The organism is Algibacter sp. L4_22, from assembly GCF_023473045.1.
In the GTDB taxonomy this organism is placed as follows: domain Bacteria; phylum Bacteroidota; class Bacteroidia; order Flavobacteriales; family Flavobacteriaceae; genus Algibacter.
The window spans coordinates 21,809-45,411 of record NZ_JAMCOK010000003.1 but is presented as its reverse complement, the minus strand read 5'-3'; the positions used below and the strand labels follow the sequence as shown (position 1 = coordinate 45,411).

29 protein-coding genes are annotated in these 23,603 nt (G+C 30.8%); 20 read left to right on the top strand and 9 right to left on the bottom strand.

The annotated features are described in order from the left end of the window. The first annotated feature begins 15 nt into the window (after positions 1 to 15). The 4 genes from M4I23_RS08345 to M4I23_RS08330 are packed head-to-tail and all read left to right on the top strand — an operon-like array spanning position 16 to position 2,104. Complete coding sequence (locus M4I23_RS08345; RefSeq protein WP_249754096.1) at positions 16 to 435, top strand: GreA/GreB family elongation factor; 420 nt, start codon at positions 16 to 18, stop codon at positions 433 to 435. A gap of 11 nt (positions 436 to 446) precedes the next feature. Then, positions 447 to 851, top strand: a complete 405-nt coding sequence (locus M4I23_RS08340; RefSeq protein ID WP_249754095.1) for a hypothetical protein — start codon at positions 447 to 449, stop codon at positions 849 to 851. Positions 852 to 880: 29 nt separating this feature from the next. Then, positions 881 to 1,270: a hypothetical protein gene (locus M4I23_RS08335; RefSeq protein ID WP_249754094.1), complete on the top strand. Its 390-nt coding sequence runs from the start codon at positions 881 to 883 to the stop codon at positions 1,268 to 1,270. A 9-nt stretch (positions 1,271 to 1,279) separates the two neighbouring features. Then, on the top strand, positions 1,280 to 2,104 hold the full coding sequence (locus M4I23_RS08330; RefSeq protein ID WP_249754093.1) for a universal stress protein: 825 nt from the start codon (positions 1,280 to 1,282) through the stop codon (positions 2,102 to 2,104). 144 nt (positions 2,105 to 2,248) lie between these two features. Here M4I23_RS08330 and M4I23_RS08325 read toward each other — a convergent pair whose 3' ends face one another. Further along, positions 2,249 to 3,397 carry a hypothetical protein gene (locus M4I23_RS08325; RefSeq protein WP_249754092.1) on the bottom strand — a complete coding sequence of 383 codons (1,149 nt, stop codon included), beginning with the start codon at positions 3,395 to 3,397 and terminating at the stop codon, positions 2,249 to 2,251. Between the two features lie 315 nt (positions 3,398 to 3,712). Beyond that, a complete protein-coding gene (locus M4I23_RS08320) occupies positions 3,713 to 4,369 on the bottom strand; it encodes an HAD family phosphatase (protein WP_249754091.1) in 657 nt (218 codons plus the stop codon). A gap of 93 nt (positions 4,370 to 4,462) precedes the next feature. Here M4I23_RS08320 and M4I23_RS08315 point away from each other — a divergent pair, with 93 nt between their 5' ends. Next, entirely contained in the window at positions 4,463 to 4,888 is a 426-nt protein-coding gene (locus M4I23_RS08315; RefSeq protein ID WP_249754090.1) for a DUF3995 domain-containing protein, read from the top strand. A gap of 5 nt (positions 4,889 to 4,893) precedes the next feature. Further along, positions 4,894 to 5,769, top strand: coding sequence for a 23S rRNA (adenine(1618)-N(6))-methyltransferase RlmF (rlmF, locus tag M4I23_RS08310; protein ID WP_368736179.1), 876 nt, complete (start codon positions 4,894 to 4,896; stop codon positions 5,767 to 5,769). 112 nt (positions 5,770 to 5,881) lie between these two features. Here rlmF and M4I23_RS08305 read toward each other — a convergent pair whose 3' ends face one another. Together M4I23_RS08305 and M4I23_RS08300 are read right to left on the bottom strand one after the other, a co-directional pair. Next, positions 5,882 to 6,556 (bottom strand): ZIP family metal transporter, encoded by a 675-nt coding sequence (locus M4I23_RS08305; protein ID WP_158851356.1) that lies wholly within the window; start codon positions 6,554 to 6,556, stop codon positions 5,882 to 5,884. A gap of 81 nt (positions 6,557 to 6,637) precedes the next feature. Next, a complete protein-coding gene (locus M4I23_RS08300; RefSeq protein ID WP_158851354.1) occupies positions 6,638 to 7,369 on the bottom strand; it encodes a bifunctional 2-polyprenyl-6-hydroxyphenol methylase/3-demethylubiquinol 3-O-methyltransferase UbiG in 732 nt (243 codons plus the stop codon). 245 nt (positions 7,370 to 7,614) lie between these two features. Between M4I23_RS08300 and M4I23_RS08295 the strand changes: the two genes are divergently transcribed. After that, the gene (locus M4I23_RS08295; protein WP_158851352.1) at positions 7,615 to 8,772 is read left to right on the top strand and encodes a class I SAM-dependent RNA methyltransferase; all 1,158 of its coding nucleotides are present in this window, start codon (positions 7,615 to 7,617) and stop codon (positions 8,770 to 8,772) included. 76 nt (positions 8,773 to 8,848) lie between these two features. Here M4I23_RS08295 and M4I23_RS08290 read toward each other — a convergent pair whose 3' ends face one another. Next, entirely contained in the window at positions 8,849 to 9,421 is a 573-nt protein-coding gene (locus tag M4I23_RS08290) for a GNAT family N-acetyltransferase (RefSeq protein WP_249754088.1), read from the bottom strand. A 131-nt stretch (positions 9,422 to 9,552) separates the two neighbouring features. Between M4I23_RS08290 and M4I23_RS08285 the strand changes: the two genes are divergently transcribed. The 5 genes from M4I23_RS08285 to M4I23_RS08265 all read left to right on the top strand — a co-directional run bounded on the left by M4I23_RS08285 (position 9,553) and on the right by M4I23_RS08265 (position 14,310). Continuing rightward, positions 9,553 to 9,975: a PaaI family thioesterase gene (locus tag M4I23_RS08285; protein WP_158851348.1), complete on the top strand. Its 423-nt coding sequence runs from the start codon at positions 9,553 to 9,555 to the stop codon at positions 9,973 to 9,975. Between the two features lie 2 nt (positions 9,976 to 9,977). Then, positions 9,978 to 11,099 (top strand): chorismate-binding protein, encoded by a 1,122-nt coding sequence (locus tag M4I23_RS08280; RefSeq protein WP_249754087.1) that lies wholly within the window; start codon positions 9,978 to 9,980, stop codon positions 11,097 to 11,099. 51 nt (positions 11,100 to 11,150) lie between these two features. Further along, positions 11,151 to 12,911 (top strand): 2-succinyl-5-enolpyruvyl-6-hydroxy-3-cyclohexene-1-carboxylic-acid synthase, encoded by a 1,761-nt coding sequence (gene menD, locus M4I23_RS08275; protein WP_249754086.1) that lies wholly within the window; start codon positions 11,151 to 11,153, stop codon positions 12,909 to 12,911. An 86-nt stretch (positions 12,912 to 12,997) separates the two neighbouring features. Then, positions 12,998 to 13,336: a DUF2853 family protein gene (locus M4I23_RS08270; RefSeq protein WP_158851342.1), complete on the top strand. Its 339-nt coding sequence runs from the start codon at positions 12,998 to 13,000 to the stop codon at positions 13,334 to 13,336. 143 nt (positions 13,337 to 13,479) lie between these two features. Then, positions 13,480 to 14,310 (top strand): S1 RNA-binding domain-containing protein, encoded by an 831-nt coding sequence (locus M4I23_RS08265; protein ID WP_158851340.1) that lies wholly within the window; start codon positions 13,480 to 13,482, stop codon positions 14,308 to 14,310. Here the strand turns inward: M4I23_RS08265 and M4I23_RS08260 are convergent. Then, the gene (locus M4I23_RS08260) at positions 14,302 to 14,730 is read right to left on the bottom strand and encodes a hypothetical protein (RefSeq protein WP_158851338.1); all 429 of its coding nucleotides are present in this window, start codon (positions 14,728 to 14,730) and stop codon (positions 14,302 to 14,304) included. The genes M4I23_RS08265 and M4I23_RS08260 overlap by 9 nt on opposite strands. Positions 14,731 to 15,059: 329 nt before the next feature. Here M4I23_RS08260 and mnmE point away from each other — a divergent pair, with 329 nt between their 5' ends. Beyond that, positions 15,060 to 16,457: a tRNA uridine-5-carboxymethylaminomethyl(34) synthesis GTPase MnmE gene (mnmE, locus tag M4I23_RS08255; RefSeq protein ID WP_249754085.1), complete on the top strand. Its 1,398-nt coding sequence runs from the start codon at positions 15,060 to 15,062 to the stop codon at positions 16,455 to 16,457. Positions 16,458 to 16,559: 102 nt separating this feature from the next. On the opposite strand, the gene M4I23_RS08250 is transcribed toward mnmE, so the two are convergent. The 3 genes from M4I23_RS08250 to M4I23_RS08240 are packed head-to-tail and all read right to left on the bottom strand — an operon-like array spanning position 16,560 to position 18,684. Then, positions 16,560 to 17,384 carry a hypothetical protein gene (locus M4I23_RS08250; protein WP_249754084.1) on the bottom strand — a complete coding sequence of 275 codons (825 nt, stop codon included), beginning with the start codon at positions 17,382 to 17,384 and terminating at the stop codon, positions 16,560 to 16,562. A 33-nt stretch (positions 17,385 to 17,417) separates the two neighbouring features. Continuing rightward, positions 17,418 to 18,050, bottom strand: coding sequence for a hypothetical protein (locus M4I23_RS08245; protein ID WP_158851334.1), 633 nt, complete (start codon positions 18,048 to 18,050; stop codon positions 17,418 to 17,420). A gap of 43 nt (positions 18,051 to 18,093) precedes the next feature. Beyond that, positions 18,094 to 18,684, bottom strand: coding sequence for a hypothetical protein (locus M4I23_RS08240; RefSeq protein WP_158851331.1), 591 nt, complete (start codon positions 18,682 to 18,684; stop codon positions 18,094 to 18,096). A gap of 446 nt (positions 18,685 to 19,130) precedes the next feature. Here M4I23_RS08240 and M4I23_RS08235 point away from each other — a divergent pair, with 446 nt between their 5' ends. The 7 genes from M4I23_RS08235 (at position 19,131) to M4I23_RS08205 (ending at position 23,203) form a co-directional block, all read left to right on the top strand. After that, positions 19,131 to 19,355: a hypothetical protein gene (locus M4I23_RS08235; RefSeq protein ID WP_158851329.1), complete on the top strand. Its 225-nt coding sequence runs from the start codon at positions 19,131 to 19,133 to the stop codon at positions 19,353 to 19,355. A 105-nt stretch (positions 19,356 to 19,460) separates the two neighbouring features. Then, a complete protein-coding gene (locus M4I23_RS08230; RefSeq protein WP_249754083.1) occupies positions 19,461 to 20,207 on the top strand; it encodes a DUF2185 domain-containing protein in 747 nt (248 codons plus the stop codon). A 56-nt stretch (positions 20,208 to 20,263) separates the two neighbouring features. Continuing rightward, positions 20,264 to 20,533, top strand: coding sequence for an immunity 17 family protein (locus tag M4I23_RS08225; RefSeq protein WP_249754082.1), 270 nt, complete (start codon positions 20,264 to 20,266; stop codon positions 20,531 to 20,533). 33 nt (positions 20,534 to 20,566) lie between these two features. Then, complete coding sequence (locus M4I23_RS08220) at positions 20,567 to 20,809, top strand: hypothetical protein (protein ID WP_249754081.1); 243 nt, start codon at positions 20,567 to 20,569, stop codon at positions 20,807 to 20,809. A gap of 117 nt (positions 20,810 to 20,926) precedes the next feature. After that, on the top strand, positions 20,927 to 21,580 hold the full coding sequence (locus M4I23_RS08215) for a hypothetical protein (RefSeq protein ID WP_249754080.1): 654 nt from the start codon (positions 20,927 to 20,929) through the stop codon (positions 21,578 to 21,580). Positions 21,581 to 21,623: 43 nt separating this feature from the next. After that, positions 21,624 to 22,184 carry a hypothetical protein gene (locus M4I23_RS08210; protein WP_249754079.1) on the top strand — a complete coding sequence of 187 codons (561 nt, stop codon included), beginning with the start codon at positions 21,624 to 21,626 and terminating at the stop codon, positions 22,182 to 22,184. A 158-nt stretch (positions 22,185 to 22,342) separates the two neighbouring features. Next, positions 22,343 to 23,203, top strand: a complete 861-nt coding sequence (locus M4I23_RS08205; protein ID WP_158851318.1) for a hypothetical protein — start codon at positions 22,343 to 22,345, stop codon at positions 23,201 to 23,203. The last annotated feature ends 400 nt before the right edge of the window (positions 23,204 to 23,603 follow it).

The window sequence follows — 23,603 nt, the reverse complement described above, 5'->3', positions numbered from 1 at the left end:
TTTAAAAAATATGAAATGAGATACGGAAGCTTAATTTTAGAGAAAAAGGAATACGTTTATTTAAAACGTATACTCAATGTGTCTGGTTACGCAGGAGATTTTGAAACTCAAAACTCTTTGCAAAAACTTAGTGAGGAGCTTAAAGAGGCTCAGGTAGTCGATAACGAAAATATGCCGATCGATATTATTAGATTTAATAGCAAGGTCTCTTTAGTTTTCCAGAATGGTTTAGAAAAAACATTACAATTAGTTATCCCTACCGATAGAGATGTTAAAAAGCATAAAATTTCAATTTTAGCTCCAATGGGAGCAGCGTTAATTGGTTATGCAGAAGGTGATACTATTATTTGGGATTTCCCAGGGGGTAAACATCATTTAAAAATAGCCGGAGTAAATCAGGAAGAAACCGTTAAAGGTTTAAATCTAGTAATTTAAAATCTGTAAAAATGAAAGCACAATATTTAGAAATATACGATCATGATTCCGATGTTGATATCTCTCACAAGGCTAACACAACCGAGTTAGATAATTGGATTTGCCATATAAATTATATTGAAAAAGAATTAGTTAACCTTTCGGGGATTTATAAAGTAATAACCCCAAAACTTGAGGACGATTCTATTTTGAATAAGCTTTTTAAAAAACAGGCAGAAAATGAAACATTGCTAAACGCATTGAATAAATATGTTTTAGTACGTTCTAATTTAATTGAATGTGATGATATGCAGTGCGATATGGTTTACATCACAGAGCATGAAAGTTACCGAAGAAGCTATCTATATCACATTGATAAATACCGAAGATTAAAAAGTGAACTCTATAGTATAATGTATGATAGACTTACACTATAAGAAGCCCTACTACCTAATTTATATAATTTTTGGATAATATTTTAATACATAGAATAGACAATCAAAGGCGACTTTGCATTCAAAAAGATTTAAGAGAATTAAATCTTTGGCTCTATACATTAGAGCAATTTAATAACAAATTAGATTGCTTTAATGTATTAGAAAAACAGCTTATTCAGAGTTCTTCTATTTCAAATCTAATTAAAGCATTACGACGGAAAAATGTTTTAATCATGGGTACATTTTGTAAGTACAGTCAAGAATTGAAAAATGAATTTGAATATGGCAAAACAGAATATAATGAAGCAAGATCTAAATTGCATGAAAAAAAGCGAGAACAGTATAAATCCCTATTACAGGAATGTACAGCTTTCGAAACGCATATTTATAAATTGTTAATGAGGTTTAAACTTAAATAATTAGAAAAGATGAAAAAGATATTAATTCCAACAGATTTCTCTGAAAATAGTTATAAAGCTATAGATTATATAACAGAACTCTTCAAGAATGAAGCTTGCTCGTTCTATTTTCTTAATGTTTATATCTACGAAACAGGTAGTTTAAACGCTATAGAAATGCTCCAGGCAGATGATGATTGGTTTGAAAAACCTAAAGAAGATTCTTTGCAACAATTAGGTGATTTACTGGACGAATATGCCGTAAATAGATATAATACAAAGCATGAATATTATGTCATTTCCGAAGGGTTAAGTTTAGTTAAAGCTATTAAAAAACATATAGAAACTGTAAATGCAGATTTAATAGTATTAAAAGGTAATGCTAAACCTAATAAAAATATTCAAAGTATTATTGGAGAAATAAGAACTTGCCCTGTACTAATTGTTCCGCCATGTGCATCTATTAATAAAACACTAAACCTAACAATTGCTTCAACCTTTAAAGAAGCAGTAAGAACTTTAGAAATAGATATTTTTTTAGAAACCTTTAAAAACACCAATTTTGAAATCAATATTTTAGCTCTAGGCAAAAAAGATGTTATAACGGTTAAAACTAGTAGAAATATAAAATTGTTAAGGAATCATTTAAAAAATTATTCGAATAAATCAGTAGGGCTAGAGTTTACCGAAAAGCCAAGTAATTTAAAAGAATATGCTATTTCTCACCTTAGTAGTATTATGTGTGTGGTTGATAAAAAGCCAGATTTACTTAGAAAGGTAGGCTTATGTAAATCTAAAATTATTTCAACTATAGAAAAACTTCATAGCAATCCAGTTTTAACAATTCATCAATAAAATTATAATTAGGCATAGTTCGTTTTCGTTTAAAATCAAACTATGTCAAATCTCAACCCCAAACTATTAAAAATGAAAAACCCCGTGATGTTGCTTTGAAGCAAACGGTTCACAGGGATTTTTCGTACTAACCAACCAAAATTTTTACGATCGTCTACGTGTGGTTGTCGATCTTGTATTGTTGCTAGATTTACGACTACTTTGTGTGGCTTTACTATTGCTTGTTCTTGGTGCTTTAGTAACGGTAGCTACACGTTTCGTGCTTCTAGTATTATTGCTGTTTCTATTATATGTACGTGCGTTAGATGTTTTTGGATTTTTAGAAACCGTATTTATTTTCGCACGGCTTACATTTCTAGTATTTGTGCTGTTTGCACTAGGTCTTGTAGATCTAGTAGTTGTTGTTGTTGTTTTAGTAACCGTTCTGTTCGGTGTTGTTCTTGCTACACGACTATTATCGCGTTGTGTATAATTACGGTTTGTACTTTTTGCATTAGAGTTTCTATTTGGTGATGTTGTAGTGTAACGACGGTTATTATTTGTTGTTGCATTACGTCTGGTTTGTGTGTTACGGTTAATTTTGGTAACGTTTCTAGAACTTCTATTTACTGTAGCGTAATTACGGTTTCTGGCAACAGTGTTTCCACGACGACTATATATAGCTGATGATGGACGGTGGTTGTTGTAAAACGGACGGTTGTACACATAACGCACTGGAGCATAATTTTGACGGTAAGGACGATTAAATACTACACGAAAATTAACTAATGGCGCGCGGTAATAATTGTGCCATGGACGGTAAATATAACCTCGGTTATATACGTTTATAAAACCAGTATAGTGAGAATATCTGTTATAACGATCGTAGTGCACATATAGTCCGCCAACGTTAGATATGTAACCATTGTTGTTGTAGTTTATGTTTACGTTTCCAGCTTGCGAAATTCTACCGTAATAATCGTAATAAATAGGTGTGTTTTCTATTTGAATAATTGCACCAAACTCATCGTACTGCACGTATGCATTATAATCGTATCCAGAGTTAAAACTTAAATCTAGATTTCTAGAATGTAAAGATACATTTACATTTGATGTTTGTCGTTGTAAATTAAAATCGAATTGACCATCGGCAAAAATCGAAAATTCTATTCCGTTTTCAACAAATATGAAAGAGCTGCCGTAACCTCTGTTAATATTTGATGCTTCGTTTGTTTGGTTGGCGGTTGTTGTGTCTGCACTAGCGGTGAATCCTGCAAGGACTAATCCGGCTAATAAGAATATATACTTTTTCATATCTGTATGTTTTAATGTTATACAGTTAGGTATTTGCAAACAGCGTGCCAAAAAACGCGAAAGGGGTTTAGTGTGTTGGTATTGAGTTAGTTATTTTTATTTTTTAAGTTGAAACGCTCTTTTTGAATTTATAATAAGCTAGATTTAACGGTTAGCTATAATAAATATAGATACAAAATTTGATAAGAATTGATGAAGATTTAATAATTGGCATTAGAGCACAAAGAAGTATATCCCTAATATTAATAAAGGAAATGTTAGGATTGATTTTTAGGTTATAATTATACCTAATAAGAAAGATAAATAAGTTAACACTTAAAAATGAGCTGAGATTTTATCGAAAGTGATAGCCGTAAAATCTTTAATTTTTAAATTAGCATTACTGTAATCTTGGTTTTTTGAATGTACACTATCATAACCAACGCAAAAAATATTGGCGCCATTTGCCGCAGTTATACCGTTAGTCGAATCTTCAATAACAATACATTCCGAAGTTTTAAAACCAGATGCGTCGGCTGCTTTTATAAAAATTTCTGGATGAGGTTTCGATGCTTTTAAATCGGCACCACTTAATTTGGCTTTAAAATATGGGTTTAAATCGAAACGTTTAAAAATACGCTCTATACTAGGCATAGAAGCTGATGATGCTAAAACTAGCGTAAGGCCATTGGCATGGTAATTTTTAATTAAATCTAAAACGCCATCAATTAAATCGAAATCTTTATCGTTTTCAAAAATGTACTCATAATGTTTACGTTTTATAGCAACTAAAGTTTCGGGACTTTCATTCAAGTTAAAATGATCTTTAACTTGTTTACAAACATTTAAAGTAGATTGCCCAGTGAAAGATTCGTATAGTTCACTAGTCATGTTAGCACCAACATCACTAAACATTTTGTGGTAGGCAGCGTGGTGTAGCGGTTCGCTATTTATTATAACACCATCCATATCGAAAATTGCAGCTTTTAACATCTTAAAGTTTATTTATGGCGAAGATAAAAGAAATCGTTTCAATAATTAAAACGAGATCGAAATTATTAAGTTTGCACCCTAAATTAAAGAATTATGATAACTGTTTTTTCCTTACTATTAAGTATCGTTTTTCTTGTGCTCGCGGTTATTCATTTTAATTGGTTTTTTGGAGGGCAATTTGGTTTCGAAGCGTCGTTACCAACAAAAGAAAATGGCGAACGCGTTTTAAACCCTAAAAAAATAGATAGCGCCATTGTTGGTTTAGCATTACTTTCATTTTGCTGTTTTTACTTTTATAAATCGGCTGTAACGGCGCTATATTTGCCTAATTGGATTATGCAATACACTGGTTGGATTATTTCCATTCTATTTTTTATTCGTGCTATTGGAGATTTTAAATATGTCGGCTTTTTTAAGAAGGTAAAACAGACTACTTTTGGCGAAATGGATACAGCCTATTTTGCACCCTTGTGCTTAGTTATTAGTATTGTTGGTATCTTAATAGAAACTTTAAATTAAAAATTATCAAAACTACTCCAAACTTTCACCCAAAAAACAAACATAAATCGGGTTACGATTTAGATGCTTTGTGTAATGTATATCCAGAATTAAAACCATTTGTTTTCGAAAACAGACATCAAACTATAACTATAGATTTCGCTAAACCAAAAGCGGTAAAAGCGCTTAATACGGCTTTATTACTTAAAGATTATGGTATAAAATTTTGGGAGTTTCCAGAGGAGAATTTATGTCCACCAATTCCTGGTCGTGTAGATTATATCCATCATATAGTTCATTTACTAAAAACAGTAAAAGAAAAGGACGCTATTAAAATATTAGATATTGGTACAGGAGCAAGCTGTATTTATCCGCTTTTGGGTCATGCTGAGTACAACTGGAATTTTGTTGCTACAGATATTGATGAAAAATCATTAAAAAATGCGCAAAAAATTATTGATAAAAATAAATTACAAGATTCTATAGTCTTACGCCATCAGAAAGATAGTTCACAAATTTTTAATGGTATTTTAAAGGAAGATGATGCTTTTTCCATTTCCATTTGTAATCCACCATTTTTTAATTCTGAAGAAGAGGCCGATGAAGCGACTACAAGAAAATTAAAAAACTTAGGTAAAAGCACTGATAAATTAGTTAGAAATTTTTCGGGTACAAATACAGAACTCGCTTATAAAGGAGGCGAAAAAGCATTTTTACATACTTATTTATACGAGAGTTCTCTCCATAAAGAAAATTGCGAATGGTTTACAACCTTAGTTTCAAAAAAGGATTTAGTAAAAGGGATGCAAAAGTCGCTTAAAAAACTTGGAGCTACAGAAGTTAAAGTTATAAGTATGGGGCAGGGGAATAAGATATCACGAATTCTAGCCTGGAGGTTTTAAAAATCAATAAAGAGTATTAAATAGGTTTTGTCTAATTCAAATTGAAACATTAAAGTGTTTTTTTGAATTAGGCATAATTCTAAGTGGTTGGTATTTAGGTTTCTATCGCTTCTTAAATCAAGTAAGCAATCCCAACACCCAAGATAATAGCTACAAATTTACTCAGGTTAAATTTATGCCCGTCACTACTTTCAAATAAAATGGTTGTCGAAATATGAAAAAATATACCAATAACCATGGCATTAATACTTTGAGTAAACGATTCGGATAAAGTTGTTGTATTCGATATTAAGGTTCCTAACGGTGTCATTAAAGCAAAAATAACTAAGAAAATAGCAATTTTAGATTTACTAAAACTTGACTGAAATAAAAACATACTTATAAGCGTGGCAATCGGAATTTTATGAACTAAAACCCCATAAACCATATCGTTATGCTCATGTATTGGGAAGCCTTCTAGAAAACTATGCATGCATAAACTAACAAATAACCACCAAGGAAAAGCCGTTTCGTTCTTATGGATATGTACATGCCCATGTTCGGCACCTTTCGAAAATAACTCCAGAGAAATCTGCAATAAAATTCCGCACATTATAAACAATCCCGTTTGTTTAGAAGGTAAATGCTCATAAACTTCCGGGAGTAATTCAAACAAGGTTAAGGCCAATAAAAATGCACCACTAAAAGATAGCATAAGCTTCATGTTCCAAGATTTATTACTCTTGGTAATGGTTGCTATAAGCACACCTATTATAACGGCAATTATGGGTAAAATAAATTTATTCATCTAAAATAAGCTCAAAAATGAGTGTTAAAGTGTTTTCTATTAAAAAAACAACTGTAAATATAAATGTCGATTACAAGTCGACTATTTAAAAATCATCACTAAACGTTCCGAAGATTTTCTACTAAATTTACCCAATTTATAATCTCCAAAAACATCTAATAAATACACATCGGCCTGCTCAAAAAGTGCTTCAAAATCGGCTAAAGTAAAGCCACGTACACGCTCCTGAAATTTATAAGCCTTGCCATCCGCAGTAAACGCAATATCTTTAATAATATAACCATCTTCCACGTAACGCTTCAAATAAAAATCAATACCATCTACCGTTTTTACTTCCTCAGGCACTAGATTATCAATCACGAACTCCGAATTCATAAAATCGATAACACCAAAACCAAATTCATTTAAATCTGCTTTTATAGCTTTTATCGTTCTTAAATTATCGGCTTCATCATCAAAATATCCAAAACTGGTAAATAAATTAAAAACCGCGTCAAATGTTTCTGGGTAAGGGTTACACATATCGTGAACCTCAAATTTTAACCTGTGGTTTTCAAATTGTTTCGCGTAATTAATACTGTTTTTACTTAAATCTACACCAGTAACATCAAAACCAATTTTGTTCAAATATCGAGAGTGCCTACCTTTTCCGCAAGCTAAATCTAAAATTTTACCACCTTCAGGCATGTTTAAATAATTGCTCAACGTTTCCATAAACGCCTGCGCTTCCGTATCATCGTGATCCTTGTATAAAATATGATAATACACCGTGTCGAACCACGAAGCAAACCATTCTGTCTCTTGTTTTTCCATATTGTTTTTTGGAGGTTACCACGCCTTTAGGCGAGGTCGGGCTTTCCGCTATATCTTTTTGCTAAGCGTTCTTAATTTATTTAAAGAATCAGACATCAATAAAACATAAGGTTTAACTTAAAATTTGGTCTTAAAATCTTTGCAAAAAGGATGCCGCTGCAATCCCTAACCCATTATCCGCTAATATCTCTTGCGTTCTGCAAAATTAAGTTATTTTTGCAATCTATTAGACGTAGACGAAAAAAATGGAAGAAAATTTCAACATGGTTGCCAAAACCTTATTTGGCTTTGAGGATTTATTAGCAGACGAACTTACGCAGTTAGGCGCACATCACGTAAAAAAAGGCATTAGAAACGTCTCTTTCTCAGGTGATAAAGGTTTTATGTACAAGTGTAACTTAGGTTTGCGTACTGCCGTAAAAATTTTAAAACCCATTCATAGTTTTACTGTAAACAGCGAAAAAGAATTATACGATAAAATTTATGCCATGGATTGGTCTAAGTATCTAAAAGCCACAGGAACTTTGGCGGTAGATGCTACTATTCATTCAGATTTATTTACGCACTCGCTCTATATTGCTCAAAAAACGAAAGATGCCGTTGTCGATAAATTTAGAGATACCGAAGGTGTACGTCCAAATGTAGATTTAAAATTTCCCGATTTAAAAATAAACGTACACATAGATCGTAGAAAATGTACCATATCTTTAGATTCTTCTGGAGATTCATTACATAAACGTGGTTATAAAACAGCAACAAACATTGCACCAATAAACGAAGTTTTAGCAGCAGGATTAATTATGCTTTCTGGATGGGACGGGCAAACAGATTTCATGGACCCAATGTGTGGTTCGGGAACGATGTTAATAGAAGCCGCTATGATTGCTTGTAACATACCGCCAAACTTGATGCGTAAAGAATTCGCATTCGAGCGTTGGAGTGATTGGGATGTAGAGTTATTCGAAAAAATTGAAGAGTCGCTACTTAAAAAGACTCGCGATTTTCATCATAAAATAATTGGTTACGATAAAGCACCAAGTGCTGTAACTAAAGCTAAAGAAAACGTTATAAACGCTCAGCTAGAAGATTTTATAGAAATTAAACATGAAGATTTCTTTAAAACTCAAAAAGGAGGCGACGAAAAATTACACATGGTTTTTAATCCACCATACGGTGAGCGATTAAATATTGATATGGAGGAGTTTTATGCTAACATTGGAGATACGCTTAAACAAAGTTATCCTGGTACCGATGCGTGGTTTATTACATCTAACCTCGAGGCTTTAAAACATGTGGGTTTACGTCCATCAAGAAAAATTCATCTTTTTAATGCCAAATTAGAATCACGTTTAGTAAAATACGTGATGTATGAGGGCAGTAAAAAAGGAAAATATATGAAATAGCCGTTAAGCTGTTTAAATTATAATTATTAAGAAAAAAACTCAGATAATATCTGAGTTTTTTTCGTTTATATTCATGTTAAAAATCTTTAAAAACGGAAGTTTTAATAGCTAGCCATTCTTCCTTTAAAATACCATAACAACAAGAATTTCGTTTAAAACCATCGAGCATCAGCATATCTTTCCGAAGAATACCTTCTAGTTTACCACCTATTTTTTCAATAGCTTTTCTAGATGCTATGTTACGTTCATCGGCTCGGAATTCTACTTTATCAAACTTTAAAGTTTCAAAAGCATATTGAAGCATTAAAAATTTCATATTTATATTTAAACCTGTGCCTTGAAATTCGTGACCAATCCACGTCCAACCAATATGTAATAATTTATTATGCGAATCAATATTTGCAAAACGGGTTGTGCCAGCATAAGCATTCGTTTTTTTATCAAAAATTAAAAAAGGAATAACGGTTTTGTTTTGATACCCTTTAACGGCCGTTTGTACATAATTTTTTAAATCTTCTGGTGTAGCCACTTTACTTGGTGAATATTGTACTAAGTTTTTTTGTTGACCTATTTTAAGGATTTCAAAATAATTATCTAAAGTTAAAAGGCTTAGTTTTACTCGGTTGTTTTCTAAAATGAGTGTATTCATATATAAAGTAATGCGGTTTAAATATTTTAATATTCTTTGGTTCTCAAGGCAATAAAAAGCCTGAGTAAACTCGAGACAAAGACTCTTATTATTTTGTACTTTTGCAAACGCGATTAAAAATACAATTTCTTATGGAATTATCTAAAAAAGCAGTTTTAGAAAAAGCTAATACAGCTTGTAAAAATACATTAATGGAAACATTAAACATTGAAATGGTAGATTTTGGTGATGATTATTTAACGGCTAGAATGCCTGTAGATTCTCGAGTGCACCAACCAGATGGCGTGTTACATGGTGGAGCAACAGCAGCTTTGGCAGAAAGTGTAGGTAGTTTTGCAACGCACGTATTTGTTAATACGGATAACCTTTTTGTTCGTGGTTTAGAAATTACAGCAAACCATTTAAAAAGTGTGAAAAGCGGATTTGTATATGCTAAAGCAACCTTTTTACATAAGGGGAGAACCACGCAATTATTGGATATAAGAGTAACGGACGATGATGATAATTTAATTTCTATTTGTCGTTTATCTACTATTTCTTTACCTAAAAGATAAGAATGACTTTTAACGAATTTTTTAATCGTATTGAAAGTCAATACAACGTAGAATTGCCATTTGTTGTTTATAGAAAGCCAAATGAAAATAGCATAAATGCGTTACTTCAAAAAACAGACGATTTAATATTTACTCAAGATTTCACGGAAAAAGGCTTCGTATTCTCTCCTTTTGATAATACCGAAAAATCGGTTTTAATGCCTTTGGAGTTTTCTGAAAAATTTAAGACAGCTCATACGGTATTAAGCGATATAGTGACATCGAATAACGAACCAAAAACTCAGAATAATTCCGAAAAGGAAATACATATTAACCTCGTTAAAAGTGGGGTAGAAGCTATTAAGAATAATGAGTTTAAAAAAGTGGTTTTGTCACGTTCGGAAACGGTTTTACTTTCTGATAATTATCCACTTTCTATTTTTAAAAAACTATTAGAGCATTATGCTTCGGCATTTGTGTATTGTTGGTATCATCCAAAAGTTGGACTGTGGTTGGGTGCAACACCAGAAACTTTGGTTAAAATTGAAGGTCAACGTTTTTCAATTATGGCATTGGCTGGTACACAAAATTATAATGGGAGCCTTGATGTAGAATGGCAAGATAAAGAATTGCAAGAACAGCAATATGTTACCGATTTTATTTTAAATAATATAAAATCGACTATTGATAATATAAAAATATCTGCAGTTGAAACGGTAAAAGCTGGAAATTTACTGCATTTAAAAACTAAGATTTGGGGTGTTTTAAGGCCAAATGCTATTAGCTTAAAAGATTTACTTTACAGTTTACATCCTACGCCAGCTGTATGTGGTTTACCAAAATTGGATGCTAAGCAATTCATATTAAAAAATGAAAGTTATAATCGTGAATTTTACACTGGTTTTTTAGGAGAATTGAATTTAGACGTAATATTGGCGCCACGTTCTGGAAAACGTAATATTGAAAATAGGGCATATGCTACAACTAAAAAAAGTACACAATTGTACGTAAATTTGCGTTGTATGCAATTAAAAGAAAACAACGCCATTATTTATGTTGGTGGTGGAATTACGGAAAGCTCTTGCCCTGAAAGCGAATGGGAAGAAACGGTTTCTAAATCTTTAGTGATTAAAAAGGTGTTGTAAGCACTTAATTTCTTGTAGTAATTCTTATTTTTGAGGATATTTTAAATTTTTATGATGTATCCAAAAATTCCGCTTGCGCAAACGGTTATTCAGTTGTGTAAAGCTAAAGGAATTAAACATATAATATTATCTCCAGGTAGCAGAAATGCACCTTTAACCATTGGTTTTTCTCACAATCCTTTTTTTAAAAGTTATAGTATTGTTGATGAACGTTGTGCGGCATTTTTTGCATTAGGAATTGCGCAAAAAACACAAGAACCAACGGCTGTGGTTTGTACTTCGGGTAGTGCATTGCTTAATTATTATCCTGCAGTTGCCGAGGCTTTTTTTAGTAATATTCCGTTGATCGTTTTATCGGCCGATAGACCTAAGCACTTGATTGGTATAGGTGATGGACAGACTATTAATCAGAAAAATGTATTTAAAAATCACATTTTATATTCAGCTAATTTAAAGTTGGATTTAAAGGATGAAAAAAATGTGCCTAACGCCGAAGAACTTCCAATATTTAAAAATTTAGAGGATAAATTTGAACGTTTACTAGGTTTGCAAAAAGGTATTCAAACTTATAACGAAGAAGAAATAAATACGGCCATTAATATTTCAAAATTAAAAAAAGGACCTGTTCATATTAATATTCCTTTTGATGAGCCTCTTTATGAAATGGTTGAAACATTGAGTGTTTCTCCAAAGGTTATAGAAATTCCGTTTAAAGAAACCGAAATTGAAGAACATCTTTTAAAATCGTGTTTCGAGGATTGGAACTCGGCTACAAAAAAAATGATTTTAGTTGGTGTAAATCAACCCAATACTATTGAGCAAAAATGGTTGGATGAATTATCGGAAGATGATAGTGTTATTGTTTTAACCGAAAGCACTTCAAATTTACATCATCCTCGTTTTTTTAATAGTATCGATCAATTAATAGCGCCTTTATCAGAAGAAGAGCAAAAACAACTTCAACCAGGGATATTAGTTACGTTTGGAGGTTTAATTGTTTCGAAAAAGATTAAACAATTCCTACGAAAGTATAAACCTAAACAACATTGGCATATTGATGAAAAGGATGCGAACGATACTTTTTTTAGTTTAAATAATCATATTGAAGCTTCTCCAAATCAGTTTTTTTCGGAGTTTTTACCGAAAGTAACACATTATGTAAAAAGTAATTATAATAGTTTTTGGGCTGCCGAAAAACAAAACAGATTAGAAAAGCATAAGCAATATTTAAAGGAGATCCCCTTTTCGGATTTTGCAGTATTTAGCAAAATTTTAAAATCGATTCCCGATAATTCTATTTTGCAAGTTGGTAATAGTTCTGCCATTCGTTATACGCAGTTATTCAACCTAAATAAAACGTTAGAGGTGTTTTGTAATCGTGGCACAAGTGGTATCGATGGTAGCACTAGCACTGCAATAGGTTCGGCTGTGGCGAATAATAAACCAACTGTTTTTATCACAGGAGATTTAAGTTTTCTATATGATAGCAATGCACTTTGGAATAATTATATACCTAAAAATTTTAGAATAATTATTGTGAATAATCAAGGTGGTGGAATTTTTAGAATATTGCCTGGACATAAAAATACTGAGAATTTTGATACTTATTTTGAAACAAAGCACAGCCTTACTGCGGAGCATTTATGTAAAATGTATGGTTTAGATTATAGCTCAGCCTCAAATAAATTGGAATTAAAGGAGACGTTAAATTCATTTTATGAAAGCGGAGAGCAACCAAAATTACTAGAAGTGTTTACACCTAAGGCTATTAACGACGAGGTTTTATTAAATTATTTCAAGAAAATAAAATAATTATGTGACCTATCGATTTATTTTGTGTCTTAAAAATAGTTATCTTAATAACTTAATTTATTAACCCTATTTAAAACATTCTAAACATGAGTAAAAGAGACGAATTAATTGTAAAGTATGCAGCCGATTTAAAAGAAAAATGTGGCGTAGAAGCAGACATGGATTTATTAAAAAAAGTAACCATTGGTTGTGGACCATCTATTTATAACAAGGACTCTTCTACAGTTTCAGGTTCAGACGCATCTGAATTAGCAACTGTAAAAAACAATTTCTTAATTAAAAAATTAGGATTAGCTGATGATGCTAAATTAGATTCAGCTATCGATGCTGTGTTAGAGCAATACGGAAAATCGAATCGTAATAAGTACAGGGCTGTTGTTTATTACCTATTAACAAAACATTTCAGTAAAGAATCTGTATACTAACATTACAGAATAATACTCTATAGATTAAAAGGCGTTACATTTATGTAGCGCCTTTTTGCATTAAGTATATGTTCTTCTAAAATTTTATCTTTTCTAATTATTTAAATCTAGATTCTTTTTTCTAATATCATTACCTTTGCTGCATGATACATTTAGGACAAGTAAATACATTAGAAATTCTTCGCGAAAGTGAGCACGGTGCTTATTTAATTGATAATGAAGATAACCAGGTTTTGTTACCAAACAGATACGTTCCGAAGGAATTTAAAATTTGGGAGAAACTTGAGGTTTTTGTGTATTTAGATAACGACGAACGCCCTGTTGCTTCTACGGATATGCCGTATGTAATGCGTGATGGTTTTGCACTTTTACGTTGTAATGAAGTTAACGATTACGGTGCCTTTTTAGATTGGGGCTTGGTAAAGGAATTGTTTTGTCCGTTTCAAGAGCAAGCATTTAAAATGAAACCGGGAGGTTGGTATTTGGTGCATTGTTATTTAGATGAAAAAACAGAACGTTTAGTAGCATCTAGTAAAACCAATAGGTTTTTAGATAATACGGAATTAACTGTTGCTGAATTTGATGAGGTAGATTTAATTGTATCGCACCCGTCGGATATTGGGATGAATGTGATTGTAAATAAAAAACATATAGGTTTAATTTATAAAGATCAAATATTTAAAGATTTAAGTATTGGAGATCGACTTAAAGGGATTGTGAAAAAAATTCGTCCTGGAAATAAATTAGACATTACTTTAGGGCAAATAGGTTACAGAAATATCGAGCCTAACGCCGAAAAAATCATGCATGAGTTACATGATAATAGTGGCTTTATAAACTTAACCGATAAGTCTAGCCCGGAAGCTATAAAAGATCAATTACAAATGAGTAAAAAGAATTTTAAAAAGGCCGTTGGAACGCTTTATAGACAGCGCTTGATTGAAATTAAACCTGACGGAATTTATTTAGTTTAAGGAAATTGAGACGTTGGTTTTTACCTTACTGAAAACATAATTAACAGCTTCGTTAATGTCTTCGAAATGAATATTTTCTGGGGAACAGAAATTACTTTCAATTTTGGCATTCATAGCACTTGCTAAATTATGACTTACAACGCTGTAAGCGCAAAGATTTTTCATTATTTTCTTAAAACTACTTATGTCTAATAAGTTAATGGAGTAAGAATTCACTCTGTTTGCAATAATACCGAATGGTCTCGATATTCCGTAGAAGGACAATAATTCTTTATAAATTCCAGAAACGTTATAAATATCTACATGTACGCCTTCTTTAAATTCTATAATGGCTATATGGTTAAAAAAGTGAATATCTCCCAACGGCATTTGTTCAGATTTTACAATATGCTTTGAGAATTCAGATTCAATAGTTTTCATAATTTATAATGGATTAAAGTTTAGTATGAGCTGTAGGGACTCGTTATTAAGACACTCTTAAAATTAAATAGTCACATTTTTTTAATAGATTTTCAATATTATTGTTGGGTTTTGATAAGAAGTCTTAGCATTTTCATAATGTTTGCATGTGTTTTATTGCGTTTTTCATTTCGTTTAATTTCTGATTACTGTTTTTTAATTTTAAAAAACAGTAATCAGAAAAGTGTAACATGGTTTATTTATATAGAACACTAAAAATAAATATTGAAGCTATTATTTGAGTCAAAAGTTATAGCCATAACCTTTTACAATTTTAGTATTTTTGCAGAATGATAAATGACGATACCATAGTAGCATTAGCAACACCCTCGGGAGCAGGAGCCATTGCTGTAATTCGATTATCTGGACAAGAAGCCATTACTATTGCCGATAAAAGTTTTAAATCTGTTAAGAGTAATAAGTCACTTTTAACACAAAAAACACATACTATTCATTTAGGTCATATTATTGATGATAAACGGACTATAGATGAGGTTTTAGTATCTGTTTTTAAAAACCCGAATTCTTACACAGGAGAAAATGTGGTAGAAATATCGTGTCATGGCTCTAATTATATTCAACAAGAAATTATACAGTTATTTATCCGGAAAGGTTGCCGTATGGCATCGCCTGGAGAGTTTACATTACGTGCTTTTTTAAACGGAAAATTAGATTTAAGTCAGGCAGAAGCTGTGGCAGATTTAATTTCTAGTGATAACGAAGCGTCTCACCAAATAGCTATGCAACAAATGCGAGGTGGTTTTTCTTCGGAAATAGCAAAGCTTCGTGAAGAACTTATGAATTTTGCTTCGTTAATAGAGTTAGAACTCGATTTTGCAGAAGAAGATGTGGAGTTTGCCGATAGGTCTCAGTTTAAAGATTTAACCGAACGTATTACGTTTGTATTAAAGCGATTGATTGATTCCTTTGCAGTTGGAAATGTGATTAAAAACGGAATTCCTGTAGCTATTGTTGGAGAGCCAAACGTAGGTAAATCTACGCTGTTAAATGCGCTTTTAAATGAAGAACGTGCCATAGTTTCTGAAATTGCAGGAACTACGCGTGATACTATTGAAGATGAAATTTCTATTGGAGGAATAGGCTTTAGGTTTATTGATACCGCTGGTATTCGAGAAACAACCGATGTTGTTGAGAGTATTGGTATTAAAAAGACGTTTGAAAAAATAGATCAGGCTCAAGTAGTTGTTTTTCTTGCTGATGGTAGTAACTTTAAGGAAACTTCTTTTCTGAAATCTTTTAAAATTGAAATTGAAAAAATTAAAAATAAATATCCGTTAAAACCATTACTTATTGTTGCTAACAAAGTAGATAAGCTTGATGATAAAGAAATAGATATCGTTAAGGCCGAAATTGAAAATATCCATCTACTTTCCGCTAAAACAGGTACGGGTGTCGAAGCATTAAAGGATAAACTTTTAAGCTTTGTAAATACCGGCGCATTGAGAAATAACGATACTATTGTTACCAATACCAGACATTACGATTCGCTTTTAAAAGCTTTTGAAGAAATAGGAAAAGTAAAAGAAGGTTTAGAAATAGGTTTATCGGGAGATTTAATGGCGATAGATATTCGTCAGGCGTTGTATTATTTTGGTGAAATAACCGGAGAAATTACTAATGATGATTTGCTGGGGAATATTTTTGCTAATTTCTGTATCGGGAAATAGATTAATAAACCAATAGTTTTCAGAAAAAACACACATTATAGTTATAAAAAAGTCTCATAAAATTTATTTTATGAGACTTAAACTTTTATTATTGAGTAATACTTATATACTGTAAAGTTCTCCGTTTACTACCTTATAGTTGTTAACATGAAATTGTTTTCTGTTATCAAAAGCAATAAATGGTAACAAACCATCAGAACCTATTGCTTTTCTTGGCAATTTATCATTTTGGCTATCAGAGAAACCAATAGTTGCAACTCTAATATCTGAAGTCATTACACGTTTGTTTTCAAATTGAAAATCGTAAGCATCTAATAAACTTTGATCTAAATTAATATCGAATGTAGAATTCGGATTATCCAAATCACTATGAAGTTTAGTCATTCTTTGTGATAAACCTGCAGGCAAATTATCTTCATCTCTAAAGTTATTAAGTAGTTCACTTATAGATTTTAAAAATAGAGGATTGTTTTTGTATTCGTTTTTTTCAACCAACGCACAAACTAGCATACCATACCCAACATCTTCGTGTGTTTCCCATAATTGAGGCGCACATTGTATAACTGTAGCTATTATCACTTCGCCTTCTTTTACTTTCTGTTTCCAGCTATCTTTTCCCATTAATGGAGCAGACATGCTTTTTTTTATAAAATCGGAATCTGGATCGAGTTTAGAATCTATATAAGGTTTTAACAAACTAACATCAGTAGCATTGGGTATTTTGCTCAGATCTATGTTAACATCTTCAAATCTTATACGAGCCAAAAGTTGATTTTTATTCTCACCTTTCTCGTATTTTTCAAGGAGTTCTTTAACGTCAAAGCCTTGACCTTCCATTTTTTTCAACTTCTCGTAAGAGAGTTCTTCTAAATCATATTCGGGTGTTACGCTTTTTAATAGTTTTGAAAACATGTCTTTAAATCCCATACTTATGTTTTTTAGTTTGTAATTATTTGTTTCTTAACCCTCTAATCCTTCGGTAGATTTTAGAACATTATTTTCATCTGCTTTAAATTCAAATTGAAAAGTATTAGTATTTCTTACACGTTCTCCATAATACGTAGTTTTACCATCTGGTTTTTCCCCTTCTATAACAAATCTAACCTTTACCTTATTGTCATTTATAACATCGATATTGAAATCTTTCATATGAAAATTAGAAAACTGGTCGGTTGTAGATTCAATCATTTTAATGGCTTTGTTGTAGTTTTCTAAAATTACTGTCAAATCCAAATCCTTAATCTTTATCTTCCCTTTTTTGTCTTTAAAGAATGATTCATTTTTTACAATATCTTTAACTTCTGTAGGTTCTATCTTCACACCATATGGACCCGTTATATAAGATTGAGAATAAGCTTTTTCATTTTCTACGTAAGTTATGGTTGCCATTTCAAATTCACTTGTTAAGTGGTCTTTTGTTGTTAAGCCTAAGCCATATACGGCTCTGTCTCCACCAAATTCTTCTATTAAATTAGTTTGCAGTCCTTTTAGGCCTTCTGAGTTGTTTAGTAGGTAAGTATCGCTTCCTCCTGATCCACAAGATTGAAGAAAAATAAATAGAAATGCGCAACTGGCTAATAATGTAGTTTTCATATAATTCTAGTTTTGATTAATTTATAGTATACAGTGTTTAACCTTACATTTTAAGTTGTAGATTACCATCCTTGTCAGACGTAAATTTAAATTCATAATAGTTTGTTACTATAGATTTACCTTCCATATGGCTTCCTTCAGATTTCTTAGTACCATTTAGTTCAAAAGTAGATGTTACCTCATTGTTTTTGTCTACAACAAACTCCCATTCGTACATTACAAAATCATGGTATTCATCCGTTTCTGCTTTTATCATTTCAACGGCTTTATTAAAACTTGGAGGAATCTGCTCAAAATTGAATTCAGATATTTTTATAGCACCATCATGTGAATTTCTTTGAAACATTGATTTTTTAGGATCGTTAACGACTTTTAAAAAATAATCTTGGGAATATTCTTTACCATTTCTCATATAGGTTATTTGAGCTCTTTCAAATTGACTAGATAGATAATCATCTGCTCTAAGGGTTAATTTGTTAACCATCTTGTCAGCTCCAAGTTTTTCTTCAACGGTAGCTTTAATTACTGCAATGTCATCAGCGTCATTCAAGTTTTTTGGAACTAAAGAATCCATACCACAAGATGATAATGTTAATACTGAAACGGCTAAAAAGGTTTTTAAAATGTTTTTCATAATTGTTAGTTTGTTTTTCGCTAAATATATTAGCGATTAAATTAAAAATGTGTTTTTGTTTTGAACTATAAATGGTTGTATTTTAATAATTGTTCATTAATATTTATTTGTTCGGTACAAGATTACATGAATAGCTAAGAGAATAATAGCCTCAATCTATATTCGTTAGTTGTCAGTCTATATTTGATAATATTAATTTGAATTTTATATGAGTAGCATACTTTAATGCTTCTAAATCTATAGACGATGTGTCAGTTTTGTAATCGTTTATGGCGTATGTGAATAGTTCAATAAGCTTGTTATTAAAGCTATAGGCTTATTTTGAATGTTTTAATATGAGGTGTTATCCCCTTTTTTTCAAATATTAACTCACAGCCAACGAATATTAATTGATGTTCTTTAGACTTTAGATAAAGTGTTAATATTGATTCTTACAGAAATATGAATTGATAAATTATAGAAATACATTTTTAAATAGGAATCACTATAACGAAGGCACAGATTTATTAACTTACGGAAACGACATTAAATGTGTAGGCGTATTAATTTTGTCATCTGTTACTTATGGGGAAGATTTTAATGAAATAATTAGAAACGGAAAAAATATTTACAGAATTTTTCTACTCTATAAAAATGTGATGGCATATAAAAATAGAGAAGGTTTACAATAGATTATTAGATTTATAAATTGAGGCTGATGCAAAAGAAGTGTAGAATTTGAATAGAAAAAATCTGGTTTCTAATACTCGTTTAGGATAAATTAAAAGTATAGCAATATGAAAAAAATTAAAATTGAAGACTTTCCTAATATAGGAGCTGTAATGGCTTCTTCAATGCTATTTAAAGATGATATGAAACCACATTTTATTTTTAGAGAAAAACCCTCTAATGATAATGATAGTGGTTGGCGAATGTTTTCTGGCTTTGAAAGTGATGAGTACTCGAACAATGCAGATAATTTTGGGTTTTACGATGCCAAAACAATTTTAGAAGTAGATAATAGTATTTCAGAATTATTACTATACAAAGGATATGGAAGCGTTTGGGAAAGAGAAGAAAATGCAGATTGGGAAGAGGTTTTTGATTATCCGTTAGAGGATGATTTTGAAGTAAAACATCAGCTTTCAAAAAATTGGGGAATAACCATAAATAATCTATTTGAAAAAAACGCAGATGCTAAGGATTTGATGTTTACTACTGGAGATAAAACGATACGACTTGCAATTTGGAATTACGATGGCAAAATAAAATCTGAAATTTTAAAATCCCAAAAAGAAGATATTGATACTAGAAACGAGGCTAACACTATTTTAAAACGCTACGAGTTTCATGAAGACTCTTTTAATAAAATAGGTTATCACATTAAAGAGTATGATGAACGCAAAGATTACACTTACAATCTATTGTGCACCTTCAGTAGTATAGATAATGAAGTATTACAAAGCTTTTTCTACTTTGATGAAGCAAGGGATATTGAATGGGCTTTAGAAACTTGGAAGTCTATAGAGAAAATAAACAAATAGTATAAAGTACAATTTTAGAAATTTTAAAGAGAAGTAACATTAAAAATTACAAATCAATGGTAGAAGAATTTACAAATTTTATGGAGCTTAATCCAGAATATGGTTACCTATTTGGCGCAGCTGCGTTTCTATTTATAATTTTAGGAGTTATATTAGATTGGGATTGGGTTTTAGAACCAGGTGGTGGTTATTTTAATATGGCCTATTTTATAGAAGTCTTTGGACGTAAAAGGGTACGGATAGTATTTGGTTTATTACTGTTTTTAGTGGTATTACTCTTTGTATATGGTTTTTTTTCCTATAACCCAGAACTGTATAATGTTTAATTAAAATTTTATTGTTTAAACAGATCAAAAGCTATGGAATATTTTTTAAATACGCTACCGATTAAGAAGATACTTGCTGGTGTTTTTATGGTACTATTGGTGTTTAGTGGCTTTTTTAAGGAACATTTTTTATACTCTAAGGGCGAAAAAAAAGTATTAAGAAAACTAGGAGATAAAACAAATAATAAACTCTCTGGTAAAATGGTAACAGCTATAATTTATTTTACAATTATGATAGTTGCTTTAGCAATAGGTTTAATAGTTTATAGTTACTAATATTAAATACAGTTATTCATCATACAGATAGAAATGAAAAATTTAAAGCTATTACTTTTATTACTGATTTTTAGTAGTTGTGATGTTTCAACACTTGGAGGCAAAGATGCAAATGACTTGTCTAAATATAAAGCGATCCTCCTAATAGAAACCAATAATAAAAAAGAGGATTTAAGACAAATTAAAGTTTCCCTATCTGATAGAGATAAGCAAATTATTAATGACGAAGTAAAAATCCTGGTCAACAATATACCTATGGAATTGTATGTGCATAATGACTTGTATTACACCAAAACATCATTTTACACTACTGATAGTTTGTCTAAAAAAGCATCCTACTATTTTGAAATTATATTGCCAGATAGCACCAAACATGCACTGGCTTTTATAAAACCAAATGAAGCATATAATCTAACAAAATTTGAAATACCAGATACGATTTATGATGCAAACAGTATGCGTATAAAATGGACTAACCTTCTTACTTCACATCAATTAAAATTTAATAAATTCATTGAAAAGCCTAAGCCAGCAGATAATATTACATCAAATGCCTATGATGGTGTTACCATAGATTCGTTAAAAACAAAACATGGTGAATATAAAATACCAAAATCTTATTTAATGGATTCCGAAAGCACCATCAAGAATGTAAGCATTACTCTCAATAGTCAACAAACAGGTTTGGTAAATTCAAATATTTTATCCAATAGTTCTATTGTATTTAGTCATACTATTTATAAAACAGTAATGGTTGATTTATTTCACTAGTACTATAAACCATATAGCCATAAACCAAAAAATGAATTTTAAAATGCCATTACATAAGCTTTTACTATATACTTGTGTAATCCTATTAACGTCTTCTTGCGCCACATTAAAGCAAACTGAAGTTATTGAAAACAAAATAGAATTAACGAAAGAAAATTTACACTTACTCGATGGGACTTATGAGAATAATGAAGCTGAAAGCGCTGGATACCTAGATTATTTTTGGGGTTCATATTTTAAAAGCAAGGAATCTAGGATTATTTACGACATGAAATTGGAAGAAAAACCATGTTACTATATTACCTTAAAAGTCATAAATAAAAAAAGAATTAGTGCCACATTGCATGTCAATGAAACCTATATAAAGTCTTACCTGATTAAAGGTAAAATTAAAAAGGGTTATTTTGAACAAAACAGAAAAGGGTATTTTTTACCAGCAATACTTCTTAATCAATATCACTCTTCAAAATTTAGAATTGGCCTGCTCAATAATAATAATAACGTTATTACTGATTCTAGAAAAATTGAATTCACAAATTATTACTTTTTTAGTTTCATAAAAGACAATCATTCTTATTACAACCTACAACATCAAAAAATATAATTATGAAATATTCAATCTTAGCATTTTTAGCCATAATAATTTTTAGTTGTTTTGAAGATGAGGGGCTTTGGGATAGAGCTAAAGGATTGTTGGATTAATAACATTTTACACAAACCAAATTCATTAAAAAAAAAGTTAAATTATTTAAAATAAAAACCATGAGAATTTTTAATTTTTTAATGTTATTAAGCATATCTCTAACGTTTTCATGCACAGCTCAAGATGATAGCAATATTAAGCTAGAGGGAAAATGGAAAGTAATAGACTGGACCTATATAACGCAAGGGAGAAGTTTAAATAACGATGAACGAGCAGAAATGAATGAGCATGTCAATGATTTAATTTTAAATTTTAAAGAAGATCAAACCTTTTCAACCAACAAGCCAAAAGACTTCAGTTTTTTAGAAAATAAAAAATACATTTTATCCGATAGAAATGAGCTTTTAATTGATAACGACTATTATGATTTTTTAATAAGAGATCATAATTATTTCTTTCTGTTGCACAACATAATGTTTCAAATCGAAAAGATTGAAGACTACAAGAATTCTAAATTAAAACTCAAAAAACTACCAGCTACATATACTGAAACTTCAGAAATAAAGAATATAGAATGCGATGATGAAGAAGTCTATTCTATGAATGATTTAGATACACCACCTAAATTTAAAAATGTTCAATTTGAAGAGAACTGTTTAATTGATTGCCTCTATACATCATTATATTCTGCGCTTAATTATTACATTGATTTTTCAAAAGTAGCTGAAGACACCAGTTTTTATATCGATTTTATAATAGATAAAACAGGTAAGATTTGTAATGTTAATATAAAGGCTAAGTACAATGTCTATAAAAATAATCGTCAAATTTCTTCAAAAGAAACCAATGAATCTAAAGATATCGAAGATGCTATAGTACGTGGTATTTTAGGAAATCAGGATTTGTTAGAAGCAGGCTTTAAAAATGAAGAAAAAGTGAATACAAAAATAGAATTAAAATTAAGGTTGATGTCAAAATAGTTCCAAATAAATTTAGATTAAAAGCTAGGAGTACATTGGTAAGTTAAAATAAAAGTAATAGATATGGCATCTTCACCTTCCGCTCTTTTCATTTTAGCCATTTACGCCAAAAGAAGCAACTATCTGCGTTTCAGAAAAGTGAAACTAAAATTCATATACGATTCCACAATACAAATTAATGAAAACTTTATAAAAGGAAATAAACTTAATCAACTACTAGAAATTATAAAAAAGCAACAAAAAAAGAATACACACTAAGAAATGAAATTCGTAGGCTAACAATTAAATTCACATCATTCTAAGTTGTAGAGATATTAAGGACAGATATTAACTATTCCCTAACGAATAAATGTTCACTCTTTAAAACACAGTATTAGTATTGTAACATTGTATTAAACAA

Bases quoted from the DNA above. Each gene is read 5' to 3' on its own strand.
- M4I23_RS08345 (WP_249754096.1), top strand. From the start codon at position 16: ATGAGATACGGAAGCTTAATTTTAGAGAAAAAGGAATACGTTTATTTA.
- M4I23_RS08340 (WP_249754095.1), top strand. From the start codon at position 447: ATGAAAGCACAATATTTAGAAATATACGATCATGATTCCGATGTTGAT.
- M4I23_RS08330 (WP_249754093.1), top strand. From the start codon at position 1,280: ATGAAAAAGATATTAATTCCAACAGATTTCTCTGAAAATAGTTATAAA.
- M4I23_RS08325 (WP_249754092.1), bottom strand. From the start codon at position 3,397: ATGAAAAAGTATATATTCTTATTAGCCGGATTAGTCCTTGCAGGATTC.
- M4I23_RS08320 (WP_249754091.1), bottom strand. From the start codon at position 4,369: ATGTTAAAAGCTGCAATTTTCGATATGGATGGTGTTATAATAAATAGC.
- M4I23_RS08315 (WP_249754090.1), top strand. From the start codon at position 4,463: ATGATAACTGTTTTTTCCTTACTATTAAGTATCGTTTTTCTTGTGCTC.
- M4I23_RS08305 (WP_158851356.1), bottom strand. From the start codon at position 6,556: ATGAATAAATTTATTTTACCCATAATTGCCGTTATAATAGGTGTGCTT.
- M4I23_RS08300 (WP_158851354.1), bottom strand. From the start codon at position 7,369: ATGGAAAAACAAGAGACAGAATGGTTTGCTTCGTGGTTCGACACGGTG.
- M4I23_RS08295 (WP_158851352.1), top strand. From the start codon at position 7,615: ATGGAAGAAAATTTCAACATGGTTGCCAAAACCTTATTTGGCTTTGAG.
- M4I23_RS08290 (WP_249754088.1), bottom strand. From the start codon at position 9,421: ATGAATACACTCATTTTAGAAAACAACCGAGTAAAACTAAGCCTTTTA.
- M4I23_RS08285 (WP_158851348.1), top strand. From the start codon at position 9,553: ATGGAATTATCTAAAAAAGCAGTTTTAGAAAAAGCTAATACAGCTTGT.
- M4I23_RS08280 (WP_249754087.1), top strand. From the start codon at position 9,978: ATGACTTTTAACGAATTTTTTAATCGTATTGAAAGTCAATACAACGTA.
- menD (WP_249754086.1), top strand. From the start codon at position 11,151: ATGATGTATCCAAAAATTCCGCTTGCGCAAACGGTTATTCAGTTGTGT.
- M4I23_RS08270 (WP_158851342.1), top strand. From the start codon at position 12,998: ATGAGTAAAAGAGACGAATTAATTGTAAAGTATGCAGCCGATTTAAAA.
- M4I23_RS08265 (WP_158851340.1), top strand. From the start codon at position 13,480: ATGATACATTTAGGACAAGTAAATACATTAGAAATTCTTCGCGAAAGT.
- M4I23_RS08260 (WP_158851338.1), bottom strand. From the start codon at position 14,730: ATGAAAACTATTGAATCTGAATTCTCAAAGCATATTGTAAAATCTGAA.
- mnmE (WP_249754085.1), top strand. From the start codon at position 15,060: ATGATAAATGACGATACCATAGTAGCATTAGCAACACCCTCGGGAGCA.
- M4I23_RS08250 (WP_249754084.1), bottom strand. From the start codon at position 17,384: ATGGGATTTAAAGACATGTTTTCAAAACTATTAAAAAGCGTAACACCC.
- M4I23_RS08245 (WP_158851334.1), bottom strand. From the start codon at position 18,050: ATGAAAACTACATTATTAGCCAGTTGCGCATTTCTATTTATTTTTCTT.
- M4I23_RS08240 (WP_158851331.1), bottom strand. From the start codon at position 18,684: ATGAAAAACATTTTAAAAACCTTTTTAGCCGTTTCAGTATTAACATTA.
- M4I23_RS08230 (WP_249754083.1), top strand. From the start codon at position 19,461: ATGAAAAAAATTAAAATTGAAGACTTTCCTAATATAGGAGCTGTAATG.
- M4I23_RS08225 (WP_249754082.1), top strand. From the start codon at position 20,264: ATGGTAGAAGAATTTACAAATTTTATGGAGCTTAATCCAGAATATGGT.
- M4I23_RS08220 (WP_249754081.1), top strand. From the start codon at position 20,567: ATGGAATATTTTTTAAATACGCTACCGATTAAGAAGATACTTGCTGGT.
- M4I23_RS08210 (WP_249754079.1), top strand. From the start codon at position 21,624: ATGCCATTACATAAGCTTTTACTATATACTTGTGTAATCCTATTAACG.
- M4I23_RS08205 (WP_158851318.1), top strand. From the start codon at position 22,343: ATGAGAATTTTTAATTTTTTAATGTTATTAAGCATATCTCTAACGTTT.